This is a genomic window from Arcobacter sp. ISO1 (assembly GCF_058105185.1).
In genome coordinates this window covers 1,668,949-1,692,172 of sequence record NZ_CM176573.1, presented here as the reverse complement: position 1 = coordinate 1,692,172, position 23,224 = coordinate 1,668,949, and the positions used below count along the sequence as shown (strand labels likewise).

Below are 23,224 nucleotides of genomic sequence, written 5' to 3'. Positions count from 1 at the left end.
AGAAATTTCGGGTTCCAAAAAAATTAAATATTTATATCTTCTACATTTAGAGAATCAATTAAAAGTTTAACACTTGAATCCGTAACACCTTCATAAATATCTAAGCCTGTATCTACATCAGTATTACCAGTAGCAGACCATTCATTAGTTAAATCTAATTTAACTGTATCTCCACTATCTGTTTCTATTTTTAGTGTATTATCGCTATCAGTCATTGCTAATACATCACCAACACTAATATTTGATAGAATATGATCTCCACTTGATAAATCTATTTCATCAACAGAATTACCAGAAGATAAAAGTTGACCTTCAGATATTGCATTTTGAAGAAGTGCAGACATATCTGTAATACCATCATCAACATCATCTTGGATAAATAATACTTCATCACCTGATAAGTTAGGAACAATTTCAGTATCATCTTCCAATGAAGTAATTTTAACATCTTTAAATACCCCATTAAAAGCTTCATTTGTTGTGCTTCCTACAGTATAATTACTATCACTTACATCAACCATTGCTGATGGACTATCTCCCATTGAATCATCAAGTCCTACAGATTGCCCATCAATAAATATTGTTGCACCATTTGTAGAATCATAATTTACTTCAATTGAATGCCACTCATCTACTGTAAGAGCATCAGTCGTAACTGCTTTGTAAGTATCTCCATTTAAAAGTGGAATATAAAGTTGTAAATATGTTCCAGGATTGTGTGGTGAACTATGATCAGCATCACCAAATTCAATTAAAAATGAATCGCTATCATTATCTTGTTGTCTAAAGAAAGTTTCAGAATTACTATCTAATTTAACATCTGCAACAAAATTAAATCCTGAACTAAAATCAAGTGATGTAAGATCAATTCCATCCATATCAGTTGCAACAGTTGCAACTTCAAATTCAGGAAGATCATCAGTTCCTGTAATATTAATAGTTAATGTTGCAGTTGATTCCTCTCCATTTTCATCAGTTATAGTATATGAGAAAGTTTCATTAACTTGTTCACCTTCTGATAATTCATTTACTATATCTCTATCGTTATAAAGATTATAGATATATTCACCACTTTTTGCATCTACCATGATATTTCCATATACTCCAGTAATATGGAATCCTTCATAAAGTTGTCCATTAATTGTATGAGTTTCATCTGTGCTTGATATAGTTTGAGGAGAAGTCATCTCTAAACCTATAATCTCAATAGCATCATCATTGTCTACATCTTTATCATTAGTAAGAATATTTCCGCTGATTTGTGATTTTGTTGTAATACCAGAAGCTGCTTCACTTACACTATTTGTATCAGCAACTACAATTGGTTCATCATCATGAATACTTACAGTTAATGCTGAACTTGCTGTATCTCCATCTGCATCTGTGATTGTATATCCAAATCCCAGTTTAATCAGGGTTTCTGATCTACCATTATGATCTAATGGCTCTTTTTGTGTAAATGTATAATCTCCATTCTCATCATATGTAAATGTGAATACAACTGTTCCATCTGTTTTAGCTCCTGTAATAACATTCCCCACTTGAGTCGCTGTTACTGCATCTCCTCCTGATGTTAAGTTATTATAGTCTGCAGTATTTGAGATATGCATCTCTGTTACTACAGCGCCATCTGCTCCTTCATTGATTCTTCCTAATGTTCCTGTCACAACTGCTTCATCAAAAATCCCATCATTATTCGCATCTGCTTCTGTTGTACTCGCACTTGACATTCCATCTATTGTTGGTACATCATCATGAATACTTACAATTAATGCTGAACTTGCTGTATCTCCATCTGCATCTGTGATTGTATATCCAAATCCCAGTTTAATCAGGGTTTCTGATCTACCATTATGATCTAATGGCTCTTTTTGTGTAAATGTATAATCTCCATTCTCATCATATGTAAATGTGAATACAACTGTTCCATCTGTTTTAGCTCCTGTAATAACATTCCCCACTTGAGTCGCTGTTACTGCATCTCCTCCTGATGTTAAGTTATTATAGTCTGCAGTATTTGAGATATGCATCTCTGTTACTACAGCGCCATCTGCTCCTTCATTGATTCTTCCTAATGTTCCTGTCACAACTGCTTCATCAAAAATCCCATCATTATTCGCATCTGCTTCTGTTGTACTCGCACTTGACATTCCATCTATTGTTGGTACATCATCATGAATACTTACAATTAATGCTGAACTTGCTGTATCTCCATCTGCATCTGTGATTGTATATCCAAATCCCAGTTTAATCAGGGTTTCTGATCTACCATTATGATCTAATGGCTCTTTTTGTGTAAATGTATAATCTCCATTCTCATCATATGTAAATGTGAATACAACTGTTCCATCTGTTTTAGCTCCTGTAATAACATTCCCCACTTGAGTCGCTGTTACTGCATCTCCTCCTGATGTTAAGTTATTATAGTCTGCAGTATTTGAGATATGCATCTCTGTTACTACAGCGCCATCTGCTCCTTCATTGATTCTTCCTAATGTTCCTGTCACAACTGCTTCATCAAAAATCCCATCATTATTCGCATCTGCTTCTGTTGTACTCGCACTTGACATTCCATCTATTGTTGGTACATCATCATGAATACTTACAATTAATGCTGAACTTGCTGTATCTCCATCTGCATCTGTGATTGTATATCCAAATCCCAGTTTAATCAGGGTTTCTGATCTACCATTATGATCTAATGGCTCTTTTTGTGTAAATGTGTAATCTCCATTCTCATCATATGTAAATGTGAATACAACTGTTCCATCTGTTTTAGCTCCTGTAATAACATTCCCCACTTGAGTCGCTGTTACTGCATCTCCTCCTGATGTTAAGTTATTATAGTCTGCAGTATTTGAGATATGCATCTCTGTTACTACAGCGCCATCTGCTCCTTCATTGATTCTTCCTAATGTTCCTGTCACAACTGCTTCATCAAAAATCCCATCATTATTCGCATCTGCTTCTGTTGTACTCGCACTTGACATTCCATCTATTGTTGGTACATCATCATGAATACTTACAATTAATGCTGAACTTGCTGTATCTCCATCTGCATCTGTGATTGTATATCCAAATCCCAGTTTAATCAGGGTTTCTGATCTACCATTATGATCTAATGGCTCTTTTTGTGTAAATGTGTAATCTCCATTCTCATCATATGTAAATGTGAATACAACTGTTCCATCTGTTTTAGCTCCTGTAATAACATTCCCCACTTGAGTCGCTGTTACTGCATCTCCTCCTGATGTTAAGTTATTATAGTCTGCAGTATTTGAGATATGCATCTCTGTTACTACAGCGCCATCTGCTCCTTCATTGATTCTTCCTAATGTTCCTGTCACAACTGCTTCATCAAAAATCCCATCATTATTCGCATCTGCTTCTGTTGTACTCGCACTTGACATTCCATCTATTGTTGGTACATCATCATGAATACTTACAATTAATGCTGAACTTGCTGTATCTCCATCTGCATCTGTGATTGTATATCCAAATCCCAGTTTAATCAGGGTTTCTGATCTACCATTATGATCTAATGGCTCTTTTTGTGTAAATGTGTAATCTCCATTCTCATCATATGTAAATGTGAATACAACTGTTCCATCTGTTTTAGCTCCTGTAATAACATTCCCCACTTGAGTCGCTGTTACTGCATCTCCTCCTGATGTTAAGTTATTATAGTCTGCAGTATTTGAGATATGCATCTCTGTTACTACAGCGCCATCTGCTCCTTCATTGATTCTTCCTAATGTTCCTGTCACAACTGCTTCATCAAAAATCCCATCATTATTCGCATCTGCTTCTGTTGTACTCGCACTTGACATTCCATCTATTGTTGGTACATCATCTACAATTCTTACAGATAATGAACTTTCTAATGTATCTCCATCTTTATCTGTTGCTTCAAACACAAAGTTAATTGATTGACCTTCGTCTCTTCCTCCAGGGTTTCCATCTGGTGCTGTATGATCTAATGAACCAATTAAATTCACATCATATGTTTTTCCATCTGCATTTAATACTACTTCAAATACTGTCTCAGTTCCTGCTTTTGCAATAACTTTTCCTGGTATACTAAAGTCATATGTAATTGGTACTCCACCTGAAGTTAGCTGATCATGCATATATCCTTCTACTACTCCTGTAAAGGTTACACTTGCAAATCCATCTGCACCATAATCTACTTTTAAACTTGCTGTTGTTGTATCTCCTATATTTGACTCTTCTACCATTGCATTTTGTGCAATCCCATTTTGCGATAAACTTATTGGAGAATCATCTTCTACTCTTACTGTAGAGTATCCTGTTGCTGTATCTCCATCTCCATCTGTTACAGTATATTGTAATACTAAATTTACTATCTCATCTTGATAGCTTCCTGAAGTTGAACCTTCTACATGATCTATTGGGGCATACTGTGTATAGGTATAATCTCCTGTCACTTCATCTACTACTATTGTAAATACTGTCACACCATTGGCTTTACCTGTGATATCTAATCCTGCTCTTTCTAGAACTATATCTTCACCTTGCGATTGTAAAAAATATCTCTCATTATTACTTACATATTTAGTCTGGATTTTATCCCCTACTTCATTTGCAAATCTTAATTCAGTTACGGTAGCTCCATCTGCTCCTCCATCGAAGTTCAACGATGCGCCACTTGTACTTAATGTTACAAATCCATTTGCATCTGTAGTCTCTGTTACTACATATCCTGTTTGTCCATTATTTTGTGTATATCCACTCCATCCTGCTGTTGGTACATCATCTACAATTCTTACAGATAATGAACTTTCTAATGTATCTCCATCTTTATCTGTTGCTTCAAACACAAAGTTAATTGATTGACCTTCGTCTCTTCCTCCAGGGTTTCCATCTGGTGCTGTATGATCTAATGAACCAATTAAATTCACATCATATGTTTTTCCATCTGCATTTAATACTACTTCAAATACTGTCTCAGTTCCTGCTTTTGCAATAACTTTTCCTGGTATACTAAAGTCATATGTAATTGGTACTCCACCTGAAGTTAGCTGATCATGCATATATCCTTCTACTACTCCTGTAAAGGTTACACTTGCAAATCCATCTGCACCATAATCTACTTTTAAACTTGCTGTTGTTGTATCTCCTATATTTGACTCTTCTACCATTGCATTTTGTGCAATCCCATTTTGCGATAAACTTATTGGAGAATCATCTTCTACTCTTACTGTAGAGTATCCTGTTGCTGTATCTCCATCTCCATCTGTTACAGTATATTGTAATACTAAATTTACTATCTCATCTTGATAGCTTCCTGAAGTTGAACCTTCTACATGATCTATTGGGGCATACTGTGTATAGGTATAATCTCCTGTCACTTCATCTACTACTATTGTAAATACTGTCACACCATTGGCTTTACCTGTGATATCTAATCCTGCTCTTTCTAGAACTATATCTTCACCTTGCGATTGTAAAAAATATCTCTCATTATTACTTACATATTTAGTCTGGATTTTATCCCCTACTTCATTTGCAAATCTTAATTCAGTTACGGTAGCTCCATCTGCTCCTCCATCGAAGTTCAACGATGCGCCACTTGTACTTAATGTTACAAATCCATTTGCATCTGTAGTCTCTGTTACTACATATCCTGTTTGTCCATTATTTTGTGTATATCCACTCCATCCTGCTGTTGGTACATCATCATAAAATCCAATGCTTAAGCCATGTGGTGAAGAAGTTACTGTATCTCCATCATTATCTTCAGCTTCAATTTGGAAACTTAACCATTGTCTTTCACCTCTAGAGTTAGGAGTTTGTCCAGCTTCAACATGATCAATAGATTTAAACATTGTTACTGTATAAGATGGAGCTGAAGTATTATCATTTTCTATTGTAAATACAATCTCACCATTTGCAATTGCAGTTAATGTTTTACCATCAGGACTAACCGTATAACTTACACTCTCTCCACCAGAAGTTAACCATGAAGGAGCTACATTTGCACTTGTGAAAATAACTGTACCTGGAGTATCATCACCAAATTCAACTTTATATGTTTTTGATGATGTTTCTGAATTATCTTGAGCATCATCAATTCCAATTTCATAAACAACAGCACTATCTGTACTATCATTTACAATTGTTCCATTCCAATTTACAAAATCAGGAACTGAATCAACTGTTACAGATGAAGTGGCACTATCAACACTTACTGTTCCTTTAATACCACCATAACTACTTGTAATGTCAACTGCCGTTGAACCATTTACTAAATTGTATCCATTTTGATCCCATGCATGATATGTAATATTAGCACTTCCATAGTAATCTTCATTTGGTACAAATCTAACAAGTGATGAATCATATAACATTGTAGCATTTGTATCACTCGTACTACTATCGAAGTCATTCCAAGAAGTCCCACCATCAATCGAGAATTGCCAAGTTCCGTTTGTATTATCAATACTGGTTACAGCAACACCTTCAACAGCGTCATCATCAAAATCACTAACAGAATTTCCAAGTAATGTTGAGACTAATGTTCCAGAATTGTCAGCATCTAGTACATCTTCATTGATTTCAGTTAAGTTAGAAACTAAAGTACTATCAATAACTGGTTTATCATTTGTTCCAAGAATATTTATAGTTGCAACAGCAACATTACTTACGGAACCATGATTATCAATGATTGTGAATTTAAATGTATCTGTATCAGTATCGCCTGCATCTAGATGGTCAAATACTGTTTCACCATTCGTTTTAAACATATTTAAGTTGTATTCAACTTTTCCATCTGCATTGATTCTTACTGCAACTCCACTATTACTTTCTATCCAAGCTGTTGCATTTACACCATCAAATATTACAGTATCCCCTGCATCATTTGAGATTGAATTTATTTTTAAAGTATCACTTACATCTACATCGTAACCTGCTACTCCAATATCTAAGTCTGTTACAGGATCAATTATAACTTGCTGACCAGAATTTTCCCATACGTATCCATCAGGATTTGAAACTGGTCCATCATGTGTAAATGATGTTGCAATAGGAGCGTCATTTGTCCCTGTAAATGTAACTTCAATCATTTTATCTTTACTTGTATCAGATTCATTAGTTGCTCCACTATCATCAATAGCTACATATCTAAATCTAACAGTTGCAGTTTCATCAACGGCTAAAGCATTAAAGTCACCTTTTATTTCAAAATTACCGTTTGAATTAAGTATCAATGATTCAATAGTAATATCATCTAAGCCTTCACTATTTGAAATAACTTTGATATAAATTGGATCATCATCAGTACCAACATTTATAATTTTTGCTAAAGTACCATTATCTTCATATCCATTATTCCCATAAGGATTTTGATTTGTTGATCTTAATTCAAATGTATGGCTATCGTTTATATCTTGATCTTTTACATCCATTTTATCTAGAACACTTGCTGTAAATGTTTTTAGACCACTTAATGTACCATCATCATTTTCTTCAGTTTCAAAATGAATATTTTTGATGCTAGGTCTATCATTAGTTCCAGTTACAACAATAGTTTGTGTTACTATTTCACTTTTTGGGTCTTCCCCTGTACCATTAGAATCATCTGTAACGGCATATTGGAATGTAATAGTCGCAGTTTCTCCAGCTCTTAGGGCATTAAAATCTCCTGATAATGTATATGAAGATTCAAAAGTACCATTTGAAGTTAGTACAGGAGTAAAAGTAATATTAAAATCAATATCATCTAGACTTAAAATTTGATTTGAATTTGTATCTTGATTCAAAGTTACATTAACAACTCTTGATCCATTGCCATTTGTTCCATCTAAATCATAATTTCCACCGTCATCTTCACTCATAGTCTCAAGTGCAATTGTATGATTATCATTGATATCTTCGTCTGTTCCATTTATAGATCCAGTATACGAAGTAGTGATATCATTTTTTTCACCTTGAACTCTTGTATTTTTTGTTGTTTCATCAATATCAACAAGACTACTTTGAGTAATAACTGGTCTGTCATTAGTACCTGTTACAGTCATTGTTACTGTTTTTGGTTCTGATACATTTGATTCTCCATTTGGTCCTACCCATGAATCATCCATTGCCACATAACTAAAAGTTACAGTTGCTGTTTCTCCTGCAGCTAATTTTGAAAAATCTCCGGCAACTTCAAATCCAATTTCATCTGCAGAATCAAAGTAGTTTGAACTAAATGGATTATTATTTCCATTTTGAAGAACTATCCCTTTTATATCAATTTCTGAAGCATCAATATTTTGTGATTCTATTTTTACATAATTTCTAAAGTCAAAATCTCCATCAAATGTTAATACATTTTGAGTATAATTTCCTTGGGTATCTACTACATAAAAATGATGTTTATCTGTTACATCATCATCTGTTACTGAGATTGTGCCTTTAAGTACATTATAATTTTCATCATCATTTGTTAATCTTCCAAAATCCCAGTTATATCCATCTGTATCATAATTATCTCTATTATCTAAGTCTGATGTTTCATAAATTATCTCATCAATACCAAGCTCTACATTTTCAACTACTGGTTGATCATTTGTTCCTGTAATTGTAAAGCTTAATGTTTTATGTTCAGATTCAGAAGTTTCATTGATTCCATCTGTTCCATCTTTTCCTTGATTATCTAATGCATAATATTCTACATTTACGGTTACTGTTTCACCTGCAGCTAATTCTGTAAAATCTCCACCTACATTATATGTTCCATCTGGATTTATAGTAATATCTAAATCATCCAATGTAATTATTTCATTATTCTCAGAATCAACTGGACTATTTACTACTGTTATTCCATTTTCAGCAATATGGAATGTATGCGTATCATTTTCATCATCATCACTTACTACTAGTGTTCCTGTGAAAATATTATTCCCATCTTCATCTAACAGTACTCCATTTTGATTTGTATCTGTAGAATCACTATCATGTGTTTCATAAATAATAGTATTTTCATCATTCAAATTAACATTTTCAACTACTGGTTGATCATTTGTTCCTGTAATTGTAAAGCTTAATGTTTTATGTTCAGATTCAGAAGTTTCATTGATTCCATCTGTTCCATCTTTTCCTTGATTATCTAATGCGTAATATTCTACATTTACTGTTACTGTTTCTCCAGCTGCTAATTCTGTAAAATCTCCACCTACACTATATGTTCCATCTGTATTTACAGTAATATCTAAATCATCCAATGTAATTATTTCATTGTTATCTGCATCTACTGGGCTATTTACTACTGTTATTCCATCATCTGCAATATAAAAGGTATGTGTGTCATTTACATCATCATCACTTACTTCTAATGTTCCTGTAAATATATTATTCCCATCTTCATCTAACAGTACTCCATTTTGATTTGTATCTGTAGAATCACTATCTGATGTTTCATATAATACTGTATTATCAGAATGTAGTGTAATTTCTTTATCTGCTAAAAAATTAATTGCTACATTACCAGACATATTAGAATCATTGATTCCATTAATAGCTTCATCAACTGAAAAGCCATAATCTCCAACAGCTGCTACATAATTACCAGGTTCTAAAGTTATATTAATAACTGAATTACTAAAACTACCAGCAGGAGTCCACCCATCATCATTTGAAGCTAAAAGATCATCACTTGATAAATTTCCATCATTTTTAAATAAATGTAATACAGGATCGATAGTTGGACCATCAGTTGTGATTTGTAAAGTAGTTGTTTCGTGGATTGTAAAGTAAGCATAACCTACAGAACCCTCTCCTGAAAGAGACAATTCATTATCATCAGTTAGTTCTGTTCCAACTGTTGAATTAGCATTATTCAAATCCAAATTCTCTACAACTGGTTGATCATTTGTTCCTGTAATTGTAAAGCTTAGAATTTTATGTTCAGATTCAGAAGTTTCATTGATTCCATCTGTTCCATCTTTTCCTTGATTATCTAATGCGTAATATTCTACATTTACTGTTACTGTTTCACCTGCTGATAATTCTGTAAAATCTCCACCTACACTATATGTTCCATCTGGATTTATAGTAATATCTAAATCATCCAATGTAATTATCTCATTGTTATCTGCATCTACTGGGCTATTTACTACTGTTATTCCATCATCTGCAATATAAAAGGTATGTGTGTCATTTACATCATCATCACTTACTACTAATGTTCCTGTAAATATATTATTCCCATCTTCATCTAACAGTACTCCATTTTGATTTGTATCTACTGAGTCTGTATCATTTGTTTCATAAATAATAGTATTTTCATCATTCAAATTAACATTTTCAACTACTGGTTGATCATTTGTTCCTGTGATTGTAAAGCTTAATATTTTATGTTCAGATTCAGAAGTTTCATTGATTCCATCTGTTCCATCTTTTCCTTGATTATCTAATGCGTAATATTCTACATTTACTGTTACTGTTTCTCCAGCTGCTAATTCTGTAAAATCTCCACCTACACTATATGTTCCATCTGTATTTACAGTAATATCTAAATCATCCAATGTAATTATTTCATTGTTATCTGCATCTACTGGGCTATTTACTACTGTTATTCCATCATCTGCAATATAAAAGGTATGTGTGTCATTTACATCATCATCACTTACTTCTAATGTTCCTGTAAATATATTATTCCCATCTTCATCTAACAGTACTCCATTTTGATTTGTATCTACTGAGTCTGTATCATTTGTTTCATAAATAATAGTATTTTCATTATTTAAATTTATATCACTTATTACTGGCTGGTCATTTGTCCCTGTGATTGTAAACGTGATAGTTTTATGTTCTGATTCTTCTGGTTCATTATTTGCATCACCTAATCCTGCACCACTATCATCTACTGCATAATATTCTACAGTTACAGTTGCTGTTTCCCCTACAGCTAATGAAGTAAAGTCACCACCTAAAGAATATGTACCATCAGTGTTAATAATTAAATCTAAATCAATATCTTCTATTGATAATGTTGAATCATCAGCTAAATTATCAAGTTCAAGATTTACTAACATTGGTTCTTGATCAGTTCCAATATTGTAATTTCCTTCTTCTATATTAGCCATAAAGAATTCATGAGTGTCATTATCGTCATCATCAGTTACAGTTAAAGTTCCTTCAAAAAGATTATTAGCATCTTCATCTCTTAATACTTCATTTCCATTTGTGTCTGTATCATCAGCATCATTTGTTTCGTAAACTATATCATTTGCCAACTCATCTTCTACAGTATTATTAACATATATTTTTGCTGCCTCAATAAAATTTTGATAATTTGGATTATTATATAACCAATCAGGATCAAAATAAGCCATCAATGGCATTGTAGAATAGATAACTGTACCCGAACCATATTCATAAGAGAAAGCTACAACTTCATTACCATTTCCAGAAGTTAATAAAATTTTAGCTCCATCAGGTAAAGAACTACTTTCAAAAGCACCATGAATTGATGAACTTCCACCATCTAACGAAGAATCATCTAAATTTCCCAATGTACCATTCGACAATTCAACACCATCAGGACCAATGTTAACATCTGCATTACTGTAAGACGAACTTACTAAAGTCTGTGTCAAACCAGGAAGAATAGAGTTTGCTTCAGACGGACTTCCATCATTTATAATTAAAGTCATTCCATTATAAACTGAACTATGTATTGAAGCCAAATTGTTTGTAAACTCAGAATTAGAACCATACTTATCAATGTATAAAGCATTTAGATTTTCAATATCTAGCGCTGTTAAATCATCTAAATCTTTTGATGAAAACCCACCTAATGATAGTATTTCTTCTTGAATAACAGTTCCTGACCCTTCTGCCATATCATAATAACCAACTAAGCCCGACGAAGTACCTTGCATAGGAGAATCATCTTGATTAGGAATGTCTGAGATTTCACCATTACCACCATTCAAATTCACATCTGTAACAACTGGAATATCATTTGTACCTTCAATTGTTAAAGTTACTGTCGCAGCATTACTTGTTGCACCTTCAATATCAGTAGCAAAATAATCAAAACTTACAGTTGCTGATTCACCAAGTCCTAAGTCATTAAAATCGCCACTAATTTCAAAAGTCCCATCTTCATTTAAAATCACTAAAATATCATCATCTAGAACTGTAATTACACCATTTTCAGTTCCATCTTCATTAAAACTTGTAACAACAAGTGTGTCTTCAATAGGAGTAAATGTATGAAGTCCAATATCCTCTTCATCTTCATCAAATACAGTTAAAGCACCTGTTATGATATTTTTATCCCCTGCTCCTTCTTCTCCTAATACTTCAATATCTTCTAAATCAACATCAAATACCACTGGAGCAAAATTTCCTATAATTGGTGATGTAGGATTTAAAGCTCCTGCACCTGGAAGTCCATTTAATCTACCGGCAGTATCATCACTAGCTGTACCATCTAAATCACCTGCACCTGCTGGATTTGCTGTTTGATCCGAACCTGCTGGTGCTCCACCAGCTGCTGCTGCTTCAAGATCATCAATTGTAGTCATAGTTGCTAATTGTTCTGCACCTTCAAATACTTCAAATACAGGATTATCAGTTTGGTTTGCAAGTAGCATTGCAGCAAGGCCCTTAAGAATAAAAAAGATTTCATTACCATTTGCATCAGTAAATGATACTCTTACATCATCATTGTTTTCTAAGATTTCTAGTTTTGTTTGGTCATAACTTGCACCATTTTGAACAAAGACTTTTAAAGAACTAATTCCATCTAAAATTAATTCACCATTTTCAGTTTTTTGTAAACTAGCTAAATCAACCGTAATTCCGCCATTTTGGACATTTATACCTTCATACATGATAACTCCCTTTGAATTCAGTTTTATATAATACAAGTTTACTACTAGAAAGTCTCAAAGAAGTCTCAAAAGTAACTCCATAGTAACAACACATCAAATGTAACTACTTTGCAACTAATTGGTTTAGGGTATAAAAAATCAATAACTTATAAGTTTATTTTCACTAAAATATTACTTCTAAAATTATTAAAGGAAACTCTTGCAAGAAAATTCAAAAATCTTAGTTACAGGTGGTGCTGGATACATTGGCTCACACACACTTATCTCACTTAGCAATGCAAATTATGATTTTATAGTATATGACAATCTTTCAAACTCATCAAAAGAGAGTTTAAAAAGAGTAGAAAACATTATAAATAAACCAATAGATTTTATTGAAGGTGATATAAGAGACAAAGATAAACTACAAGAGGTTTTTGATAAATATAAGATTGATTCAGTTATTCATTTTGCAGGATTAAAAGCTGTTGGTGAATCTGTAGAAAAACCTTTAAAATACTATGATAACAACGTTTGTGGAACTCAAAAACTTCTTGAAGTTATGCAAAAAAACAATTGTAAAAAAATAGTTTTTTCATCATCTGCAACTGTTTATGGAGATCCTGCAACTACACCTATAAAAGAAGATTTTCCAGTTGGGGCAACAACAAATCCATATGGAACTTCAAAATATATGATTGAAAGAATTTTAGAAGATTTATACATAGGTGACAATGAATTTAAAATAGCTATATTAAGATACTTTAACCCTGTTGGAGCACATGAGAGTGGAACTATAGGGGAAGACCCAAATGGTATTCCAAACAACTTGATGCCATTTATTTCCCAAACAGCTGTAGGGAAAAGAGACTTTTTATCTGTATTTGGTGGAGATTACGATACCCCTGATGGAACAGGAGTTAGGGATTATATCCATGTTGTTGATTTAGCAGAAGGTCATGTTAAAGCAATAGATTTTTTAAATTCACAAGATAAAAATACAAAACCACTAATAGTCAATCTTGGAACAGGAAATGGATACTCAGTTTTAGATGTTGTAAAAGCTTTTGAAAAAGCTTCTAAAAAACAGATTGCATATAAAATAGTAGAAAGACGTGCAGGAGATATTGCTTCATGTTTTGCAGATCCAAGTTTTGCTAAAGAGATTTTGGGATGGAAAGCTAAAAAAGATATAGAACAAATGTGTAAAGACTCATGGAATTGGCAAAGCCAAAATCCAAATGGATATAACTAAAAAACAAGGAGAATTTGATATATGAGAACACCAAACGAAATTACAAAATGCCTGTTTCCAGCAGCAGGATATGGGACGAGATTTTTGCCAGCAACAAAAGCAATGCCAAAAGAGATGCTTCCAATATTGACAAAACCATTAATCCAATATGGTGTAGAAGAAGCAATGGAAGCTGGTTGTAATATTATGGCAACAATTACTGGAAGAGGTAAAAGAGCAATAACAGATCACTTTGATATTTCTTATGAACTAGAACATCAAATTCAAGGAAGCTCTAAAGAAGATCTTTTAAAAGATATTAGAAAGATTATGGAAACTTGTACCTTTACTTATACTAGACAAAATGAAATGAAAGGTTTAGGTGATGCAATCTATAAAGGTAATGTTTTAGTAGGATTCCAAAACCCTTTTGCAGTAATCCTTGCAGATGACCTTTGTGTAAACCCAGATGGTGATGGTATTTTAAAACAAATGGTTGATTTATACAATAAATATAAATGTTGTATTGTAGCTTGTATGGAAGTACCTAAAGATCAAGTACATAAATATGGTGTAATTGAAGGTAAGCCAATGGAAGATGGAGTATTTATGGTATCAAATATGGTAGAAAAACCAGATAATGATAAAGCACCATCTAATCTAGCAGTAATAGGAAGATATATCTTAACTCCAGAAATCTTTGAAGTAATAGAAAAAACAAAACCAGGTAAGAATGGAGAATTGCAAATAACAGATTCACTTTGTGAACAAGCAAAAAAAGGTATGGTATTAGCCTATAAGTTCAAAGGGAAAAGATTTGATTGTGGTTCTGTAGAAGGATTTGTGGAAGCTACTAATTATTTTTACGAACTTGAAAAGAAAAAAGAAAAAGAACAAACTAAACCAAAAAAAGAAACTAAAAAATAACTCATAAGTAAGAAGTATTTTGATTTTATTAGTTAATCAAAATACTTCTAGTATAATCTCAAACTCAAATATATAAACTAGGAACAGCAATGACCATAGCAATAGCAGGGACAGGGTATGTAGGACTGTCAAATGGACTACTACTTTCACAACACAATGATGTAATAGCTTTAGATATTATCCCAGAAAAAGTTGAGATGATAAACAATGGAATTAGTCCTATCGAAGATAAAGAGATTCAAGAGTATTTAACTAAAATACATAAAAATCCAGAATCTTTTGAAGGAAATTTTAAAGCTACTTTAGACAAAGAAGAAGCTTATAAAAATGCTGATTATGTAATCATATCTACACCAACAGATTATGATCCTGAAACAAACTATTTTAATACAAAATCTATTGAGTATGTTATTGCTGATGTTTTAGAGATAAATCCTAATACTACTATGGTAATAAAATCAACTATTCCTGTTGGATATACAAAAGGTATAAATGAAAGATTTAATACATCTAATATAATATTTTCTCCAGAGTTCTTAAGAGAAGGAAAAGCTTTATTTGACAATTTATATCCTTCTAGAATAATAGTTGGAGAACAGTCTGAAAGAGCTACAACCTTTGCAAAGCTTTTAGAGCAAGGAGCTTTAAAAGAAAACATTGATATTTTATTTACTAATTCAACTGAAGCAGAAGCAGTAAAATTATTTTCAAATACATATCTTGCTATGAGGGTTGCTTATTTTAATGAATTAGATTCATATGCAGAAGCACATGATTTAGATAGTAAACAAATAATTGAAGGTGTAGGATTAGATCCAAGAATTGGAAGTCACTATAACAATCCTTCATTTGGATATGGTGGGTATTGTTTACCAAAAGATACAAAGCAATTACTTGCAAACTACAAAGATGTACCATCAAATATAATAGAAGCAATTGTAAATGCAAACAGTACAAGAAAAGACTTTGTAGCAAACGCTATAATAGAGAAGTTAAATCTTACTCCTGAAAACCCAGACAATCTACATACACAAAAAACAGTTGGTATATATAGACTTGTAATGAAAACAGGATCTGACAACTTTAGAAGTTCAGCTATACAAGGGATAATGAAAAGAATAAAAGCAAAAGGTATTCCTGTAGTAATTTATGAGCCAAATTTAGAAGAAGATGATTTCTTTAATTCAAAAGTTATAAGTGACTTTGAAGAATTTAAAAAAGTATCAAATGTGATAATTGCAAACAGGCTTGATGAAAACCTTTCTGATGTTAAAGACAAAGTTTACACTAGAGATCTATTTAGCAGTGATGACTAAGTAAACAATGCAAGTAAATTATAAAAGAAATACTAAAATCAATAGTGCCAAGAGCAGTATTATTTCCTATGAATGAAAAGGCAAAAACATCTATTGCAAATGAAAAGCTGATTTCTATTTCAAGATTTCCTTACAAAATAGGAAGAGAATCAAGAGTTAGTAAAAATGACAGAGGTTTTTTTGTGAAACTTAGACTTTTTGATGAAAACTCAACACCTAATAATGACATATATCTTATAGACAATGATGAACTTCTTCAAATATCAAAAGAGCATCTAGAAATAACAATAAAAGATAATAGTTTTTTTGTAATAGATAGAGGTAGTATGAATGGAACAACTATCAACAATGAAACAATCGGTGGAAACAGAAAAATCACAAAAAAAGAGATCAAAGATGGGGATAAAATCAAAATTGGTTCTAAAGAATCATCTTATGAGTTTCAATTTTTACTTTTAGAAATCCAATAGCCCTAAACAAGTTTCTTCCCTCGTTCCCAACGTCATCGTTGGGAACGCATACTCTCATATGAATTACCAAGCTAGAGCTTGGGAACTAGTTTAATAATCCAAAATAAGTCTCGGGCTAACAAATTTACAAAATTGTATAAAATCTAATACATCTTGTAACAAAAGTGAAACTTTATTTTGATAAAATATACTCTTATTTTTTATATTAAACTAATATCTTATTTTATTTATTAATAATTAAATTTTAAAACTTATTATTAATTGAGACTATTTTGAGACAATGTTTAGATAAAATATCCTCTTATTTTTTACCAAGGAAACCAATGACCATAGCAATAGCAGGGACAGGGTATGTAGGACTGTCAAATGGACTACTACTTTCACAACACAATGATGTAATAGCTTTAGATATTATCCCAGAAAAAGTTGAGATGATAAACAATGGAATTAGTCCTATCGAAGATAAAGAGATTCAAGAGTATTTAACTAAAATACATAAAAATCCAGAATCTTTTGAAGGAAATTTTAAAGCTACTTTAGACAAAGAAGAAGCTTATAAAAATGCTGATTATGTAATCATATCTACACCAACAGATTATGATCCTGAAACAAACTATTTTAATACAAAATCTATTGAGTATGTTATTGCTGATGTTTTAGAGATAAATCCTAATACTACTATGGTAATAAAATCAACTATTCCTGTTGGATATACAAAAGGTATAAATGAAAGATTTAATACATCTAATATAATATTTTCTCCAGAGTTCTTAAGAGAAGGAAAAGCTTTATTTGACAATTTATATCCTTCTAGAATAATAGTTGGAGAACAGTCTGAAAGAGCTACAACCTTTGCAAAGCTTTTAGAGCAAGGAGCTTTAAAAGAAAACATTGATATTTTATTTACTAATTCAACTGAAGCAGAAGCAGTAAAATTATTTTCAAATACATATCTTGCTATGAGGGTTGCTTATTTTAATGAATTAGATTCATATGCAGAAGCACATGATTTAGATAGTAAACAAATAATTGAAGGTGTAGGATTAGATCCAAGAATTGGAAGTCACTATAACAATCCTTCATTTGGATATGGTGGGTATTGTTTACCAAAAGATACAAAGCAATTACTTGCAAACTACAAAGATGTACCATCAAATATAATAGAAGCAATTGTAAATGCAAACAGTACAAGAAAAGACTTTGTAGCAAACGCTATAATAGAGAAGTTAAATCTTACTCCTGAAAACCCAGACAATCTACATACACAAAAAACAGTTGGTATATATAGACTTGTAATGAAAACAGGATCTGACAACTTTAGAAGTTCAGCTATACAAGGGATAATGAAAAGAATAAAAGCAAAAGGTATTCCTGTAGTAATTTATGAGCCAAATTTAGAAGAAGATGATTTCTTTAATTCAAAAGTTATAAGTGACTTTGAAGAATTTAAAAAAGTATCAAATGTGATAATTGCAAACAGGCTTGATGAAAACCTTTCTGATGTTAAAGACAAAGTTTACACTAGAGATCTATTTAGCAGTGATGACTAAGTAAACAATGCAAGTAAATTATAAAAGAATAGCTAAAAATACAGTTTTTTTATACTCTAGAATGATAATCATAACTGCAGTAAGTTTTTACACTATTCGGATGATTGTAGATATATTAGGTATTATTGACTATGGGGTATACAACGTTATAGCCAGCATAACAATAATGTTAGCTTTTTTAAATGGAATGTTAGCATCAGGAACACAAAGATTTTTAAATTACGAAATAGGTAAAGAAAATAAAGAAAGGCTAAAAAAAACATTTTCAACATCACTCACAATTCATATATTATTATCAATCATAATAATACTTTTAGCTGAAACAATAGGATTATGGTTTTTTAATAATAAAATCAATATTCCTATTAATAGAATAAATGCGGCTTTTTGGGTCTATCAAGCATCAATTATTACGGTTGCAGTAAGTGTAATCCAAGTTCCATATTATGCGTTAATAATTGCGCATGAAAAAATGAAAGTTTTTGCATATATAAGTATATTAGAAGCTATTTTAAAATTATCAATAGTATACATTTTATTGATTGTAAATCATGACAAACTTATATTATATTCTATATTATTATTATTGGTTACAATAGGAATAATGTTATTTTATAAGATTTTTTGTATTAGAAATTATAAAGAATCACATTTTCAACTTATTTATGACAAAACTATATTTAAATCAATGTTGATTTTTTCAGGCTGGAATATTTTTGGTATATTAGGTAACTTAATATCAACACAAGGTATAAATATTTTATTAAATCTATATTTTGGACCAATAGCAAATGCTGCTTACGCAATTTGTATGCAATTTTATAATGCAATTATTCAAATTATAAATAGTTTTCAAAATGCTGTAACTCCTCAGATCACTAAATTATATGCTACTAATCAATTAGAAGAACTTAATAATTTAATTTATGAAAATTGTAAATTTGCATTTCTCTTATTATGGTTAATTTCTCTACCCTTAATAATTGAATTAGAATATATACTATCAATTTGGCTTATTAAAATTCCAGAATATACATATATTTTCACTCTCCTTATGATAATTTATGGACTTTTTTACTCTTTATTAAGGCCTCTAGTGATGGCAATACATGCAACTGCAAAATTAAAATATGTTCAACTAACAGCAGGAAGTCTATTGATAATGACACTTCCTATTTCATATTTTTTATTAGAAAACAACTATCCTGCATACTCACCTTTTATTGTCTCTTTATTTATTTGGTTTTTCCATATAAGTATAGAATTATTTTTTCTAAAAAAATATATTGGTATTTCAATAAAAAATTTTTTGATAGAAACTATTTTACCAATAGTTCTTATTTCATTGATTTCATTTACTACTTTATTCTATACTTTTTTTAATATAGAGAATAATTTGACAAGGTTTTTTATGGTGATACCATTTTCTACAATTATAATAATTGTTTTGTCTTACTTTATTGCACTCAACAAAGAAAAAAGAACAAAAATATTAAATTTAATTCCAATTAAACGTAAAGGACAAAATTGAGTTTTAATATAATTTCTACAGTTGTAGAAAAAGATAAATGTATCGGATGCGGAATGTGTGATGCTATTTGTCCTGTAAATGTTTTAACAATGAACTTTAATAATAAAGGCCATTTAGAGCCAATTGAAGAAGATGGTTGTTTAGATAAATGTACGTTATGTTTAGATGTATGTCCATTCATTGAAGAAAATGAAAATGAAAAGAGCATTGCAGATAACCTATATTCTAATATTGAAAATATTAATTTTCATAATGACTTAGGATATTTTCTTAATACTTATGAAATTCATAACATAAATGATGAAAAACGATTAAAGTCTGCCTCTGGAGGTGCAGGATTCTGGCTACTAACTAAACTATTAAAAGAAAAAAAAGTAGATAATATTATTACAGTTGAATCCCAAAATAATTCAGATAAATTATTCAAATTTTCAGTTTTTAATAATACTAAAGAACTAATTAACACAAGAGGATCAATATATTATCCAACTGATTTATCAGAAGTCATAAATTATATTCTAAAAAACAATGGTACATATGCAATAACAGTTTTACCTTGCTATGCAAAAGCTATTAGGCTTGCACAAAAAAAGAATAGTAAACTGAGAAAAAGAATTAAATACTTAATCGGTTTAGTTTGTGGTCAACAAAAAAGTAAATATTTTACAGAGGAATTGGGGAAACTTGTATTAGGAGACAAAAAGATTCAAAAAGTTCAATATAGAGTTAAACAGCCTGAAAAACCTGCAAGTGACTATGCTTTTAAATTCACGGATGAAGAAGGTAAAGATTCAATTTTAACATGGAGTTCTACCCCTTCTTTATATTGGAAAAACAGAATGTTTACACCAAATGCCTGTAACTTTTGTACCGATGTATTTGCACTTGACACTGATATTGTATTGATGGATGCATGGTTGCCTAAATATATAAAAGATTATAAAGGACACACTTTTATAATTAGTAGAACTAATGAAATAGAAGATTTATTTAAAGAAGATTCAGAAATGATTATAAAAAAAATTAGTCATGAAGAAGTTTTTAAGTCTCAAGAAAGAGTAGTAATAGATAAAAATAATTATTATTTTGGTAGCAACAATTTTTTAATAAACAAGATAATTAAATATAGAAAAAAAATACAAGAACTTAGTAATACTAACTACCATAAAAATAAATTAACAATAAATTCACTTATTAAAAAAACTGAAAAAATACAAAAAGTCATCAATATACTAAATATACCTTATCGAGCTTTTTCTAAATTAAAAAGAATAATAAAAGGTATCAAATGAAAATAGGTATTTTAACATTACCACTACTAGATAATTATGGAGGCTTTTTACAAGCCATAGCATTATATAGATTTTTAAATAAACATGGATATGATGTAACTTTAATAAACAAACGATATCACGATGATGATTCAATTTTAAAAAAAGCTATTAAAAATATCTTAACAAAAATTCCATTTCATGACATTAAGAATTTAAAATACCATAAAAATAGATCTCAAATGAAAGAAAAACACAAAATTTTTCATTGGCCTACTATTGAAAAAGAAATATTTAAGATTAGTAAAAACCTATACACAAGAAAAGACTTAGAAGCATTTATATCTAGTGAAAACTTTGAAGCTATAATTGTAGGAAGTGATCAAGTATGGAGAAAAGAATATATTAATGACAAATTTTATAAAAGTTATTTTTTAGATTTTACTCCTAATAAAAAAGTAAAAAAAATTGCATATGCTGCTTCATTTGGAAAAGACAAATGGGAAGGTAATAATGATATTAATGATATTTCAAAATTACTTAAAGATTTTCATGCAATATCTACTAGAGAGCAATCTGGGATTAAAGTATGTGCAAATACTTTTCAAGTATCTAATGTAATAAATGTTTTAGACCCTACTCTATTACAAAATAAAGATTTTTATATTGATTTTATTTCAAGATATGATGTATCAGATATAAGAAAAAGCAAAATAACAACATATGTTTTAGATGAAGCTATAGAGAAAAAACAGATTATTGAATATTTGCAAAAAAGTATGATAACAGAGTATATTAATCATATCAAAGGTTTTAATAAAGATAAATTATATACTTTAGCAGAATGGATAGCATCTTTTGCTAACTCAAAATTCATAATTACAGATTCATTTCATGGTATGCTTTTTTCTATAATTTTTGAAAAGGATTTTTTAGTAATAGGTAATAAAAAAAGGGGATTAGATAGATTCACTTCATTACTTAATCTCCTAGGATTGAAAGATAGACTAATATTTAGTATTGATGATATAAAAAATAAAAAACTGACCACTATAGACTATAAGCATGTAAATAAAATATTAAATAAAGAAAAAGAAATTTCATATAAGTTTTTAATAGGAAGCTTAAATGAATAATCAAGTTAAACCATATTTTTCTGTTGTTATACCATTATATAACAAAGAGAAGTATATTAAAGATACTATAGACAATGTATTAAATCAATCATTTCAAGATTTTGAAATGATTATAATAAATGATGGTTCAAATGATTCTAGTAGTAAAATTGTAGAAAAAATTAATGATAAAAGAATAAATTTAATCTATCAAGACAATCAAGGAGTATCTGTAGCAAGAAATAATGGAATAAAAAATTCTCGCTCTGATTACATTGTATTTCTGGATGCAGATGACATTTGGTTCCCTAACTTTTTAGAAACAATTTATAATATGACTATTAAATTTAAAAATGCTGGAATTTTTGCTACAAGGTATGAACTTATTGACGAAAATGGCAAAAAAAAAGATATTGATGTAAAAGGGCTCCCATCTAAAAACTATATTGGATTAATTCCGAATTATTTTAAATCAATTACAATGGGAATAAATCCAACATGGACATCTGCAATATGTGTACCTAAAAAAATATTTTTAAAAAATAATATATGGTTTATACCTGGTGAAAAATACGCTGAAGATACAAATGTATGGATTAGAATAGCAATGCTTTATAATGTTGCATATAATAACAATGTGTGTGCACAATATAAAATTGAAACTGAGAATAATACTATAGACAAAGCTTTTTTAGTTAAGACTCCACACAAAACTATTACGACATTATATGATTATCAAAAAAAAATAAAAGAAAAAGAAAAATTAAAATATTTTAAACAATATATGAATTTAAGAATATATAGATTTATCTTTTTAAATATAAAAAATAATAATAAAAAACAAGCAATAAAAAACTTCTTTAACTATAAAACTTCTATAAAATATAGGATAATTTTAATAACTTTAATAATTATACCAAATAAAATATTTTTATATTTAAAAGAATTAAAAAACACTTTCTTAAAAAGGTAATAAACTA

Annotated in this window: 10 protein-coding genes; 9 read left to right on the top strand and 1 reads right to left on the bottom strand. The window is 30.4% G+C overall.

Annotated features, from left to right (window positions below; all coding sequences use genetic code 11):
* Positions 1 to 23: 23 nt before the first annotated feature.
* On the bottom strand, positions 24 to 12,851 hold the full coding sequence (locus tag AC2TY9_RS08300; protein ID WP_489776931.1) for a T1SS-143 repeat domain-containing protein: 12,828 nt from the start codon (positions 12,849 to 12,851) through the stop codon (positions 24 to 26).
* 199 nt (positions 12,852 to 13,050) lie between these two features.
* On the opposite strand from AC2TY9_RS08300, the gene galE reads away from it, so the two are divergent.
* The 9 genes from galE to AC2TY9_RS08255 all read left to right on the top strand — a co-directional run bounded on the left by galE (position 13,051) and on the right by AC2TY9_RS08255 (position 23,217).
* Positions 13,051 to 14,085 (top strand): UDP-glucose 4-epimerase GalE, encoded by a 1,035-nt coding sequence (gene galE, locus AC2TY9_RS08295; RefSeq protein WP_489776930.1) that lies wholly within the window; start codon positions 13,051 to 13,053, stop codon positions 14,083 to 14,085.
* A gap of 21 nt (positions 14,086 to 14,106) precedes the next feature.
* A complete protein-coding gene (galU, locus tag AC2TY9_RS08290; RefSeq protein WP_489776929.1) occupies positions 14,107 to 14,991 on the top strand; it encodes a UTP--glucose-1-phosphate uridylyltransferase GalU in 885 nt (294 codons plus the stop codon).
* Between the two features lie 89 nt (positions 14,992 to 15,080).
* Entirely contained in the window at positions 15,081 to 16,307 is a 1,227-nt protein-coding gene (locus AC2TY9_RS08285; RefSeq protein ID WP_489776927.1) for a nucleotide sugar dehydrogenase, read from the top strand.
* Between the two features lie 68 nt (positions 16,308 to 16,375).
* The gene (locus tag AC2TY9_RS08280; protein ID WP_489776928.1) at positions 16,376 to 16,777 is read left to right on the top strand and encodes an FHA domain-containing protein; all 402 of its coding nucleotides are present in this window, start codon (positions 16,376 to 16,378) and stop codon (positions 16,775 to 16,777) included.
* Positions 16,778 to 17,100: 323 nt separating this feature from the next.
* A complete protein-coding gene (locus AC2TY9_RS08275) occupies positions 17,101 to 18,327 on the top strand; it encodes a nucleotide sugar dehydrogenase (RefSeq protein ID WP_489776927.1) in 1,227 nt (408 codons plus the stop codon).
* 7 nt (positions 18,328 to 18,334) lie between these two features.
* Positions 18,335 to 19,858 carry a lipopolysaccharide biosynthesis protein gene (locus AC2TY9_RS08270; RefSeq protein WP_489776926.1) on the top strand — a complete coding sequence of 508 codons (1,524 nt, stop codon included), beginning with the start codon at positions 18,335 to 18,337 and terminating at the stop codon, positions 19,856 to 19,858.
* The gene (locus tag AC2TY9_RS08265; RefSeq protein ID WP_489776925.1) at positions 19,855 to 21,150 is read left to right on the top strand and encodes a Coenzyme F420 hydrogenase/dehydrogenase, beta subunit C-terminal domain; all 1,296 of its coding nucleotides are present in this window, start codon (positions 19,855 to 19,857) and stop codon (positions 21,148 to 21,150) included. The genes AC2TY9_RS08270 and AC2TY9_RS08265 overlap by 4 nt, the downstream gene beginning before the upstream one ends.
* A complete protein-coding gene (locus tag AC2TY9_RS08260) occupies positions 21,147 to 22,265 on the top strand; it encodes a polysaccharide pyruvyl transferase family protein (protein WP_489776924.1) in 1,119 nt (372 codons plus the stop codon). The genes AC2TY9_RS08265 and AC2TY9_RS08260 overlap by 4 nt, the downstream gene beginning before the upstream one ends.
* The gene (locus AC2TY9_RS08255) at positions 22,258 to 23,217 is read left to right on the top strand and encodes a glycosyltransferase family 2 protein (protein WP_489776923.1); all 960 of its coding nucleotides are present in this window, start codon (positions 22,258 to 22,260) and stop codon (positions 23,215 to 23,217) included. Before AC2TY9_RS08260 ends, AC2TY9_RS08255 begins: the two co-directional genes overlap by 8 nt.
* Positions 23,218 to 23,224 lie beyond the last annotated feature (7 nt).

Bases quoted from the DNA above. Each gene is read 5' to 3' on its own strand.
- AC2TY9_RS08300 (WP_489776931.1), bottom strand. From the start codon at position 12,851: ATGTATGAAGGTATAAATGTCCAAAATGGCGGAATTACGGTTGATTTA.
- galU (WP_489776929.1), top strand. From the start codon at position 14,107: ATGAGAACACCAAACGAAATTACAAAATGCCTGTTTCCAGCAGCAGGA.
- AC2TY9_RS08285 (WP_489776927.1), top strand. From the start codon at position 15,081: ATGACCATAGCAATAGCAGGGACAGGGTATGTAGGACTGTCAAATGGA.
- AC2TY9_RS08280 (WP_489776928.1), top strand. From the start codon at position 16,376: ATGAATGAAAAGGCAAAAACATCTATTGCAAATGAAAAGCTGATTTCT.
- AC2TY9_RS08275 (WP_489776927.1), top strand. From the start codon at position 17,101: ATGACCATAGCAATAGCAGGGACAGGGTATGTAGGACTGTCAAATGGA.
- AC2TY9_RS08270 (WP_489776926.1), top strand. From the start codon at position 18,335: ATGCAAGTAAATTATAAAAGAATAGCTAAAAATACAGTTTTTTTATAC.
- AC2TY9_RS08260 (WP_489776924.1), top strand. From the start codon at position 21,147: ATGAAAATAGGTATTTTAACATTACCACTACTAGATAATTATGGAGGC.
- AC2TY9_RS08255 (WP_489776923.1), top strand. From the start codon at position 22,258: ATGAATAATCAAGTTAAACCATATTTTTCTGTTGTTATACCATTATAT.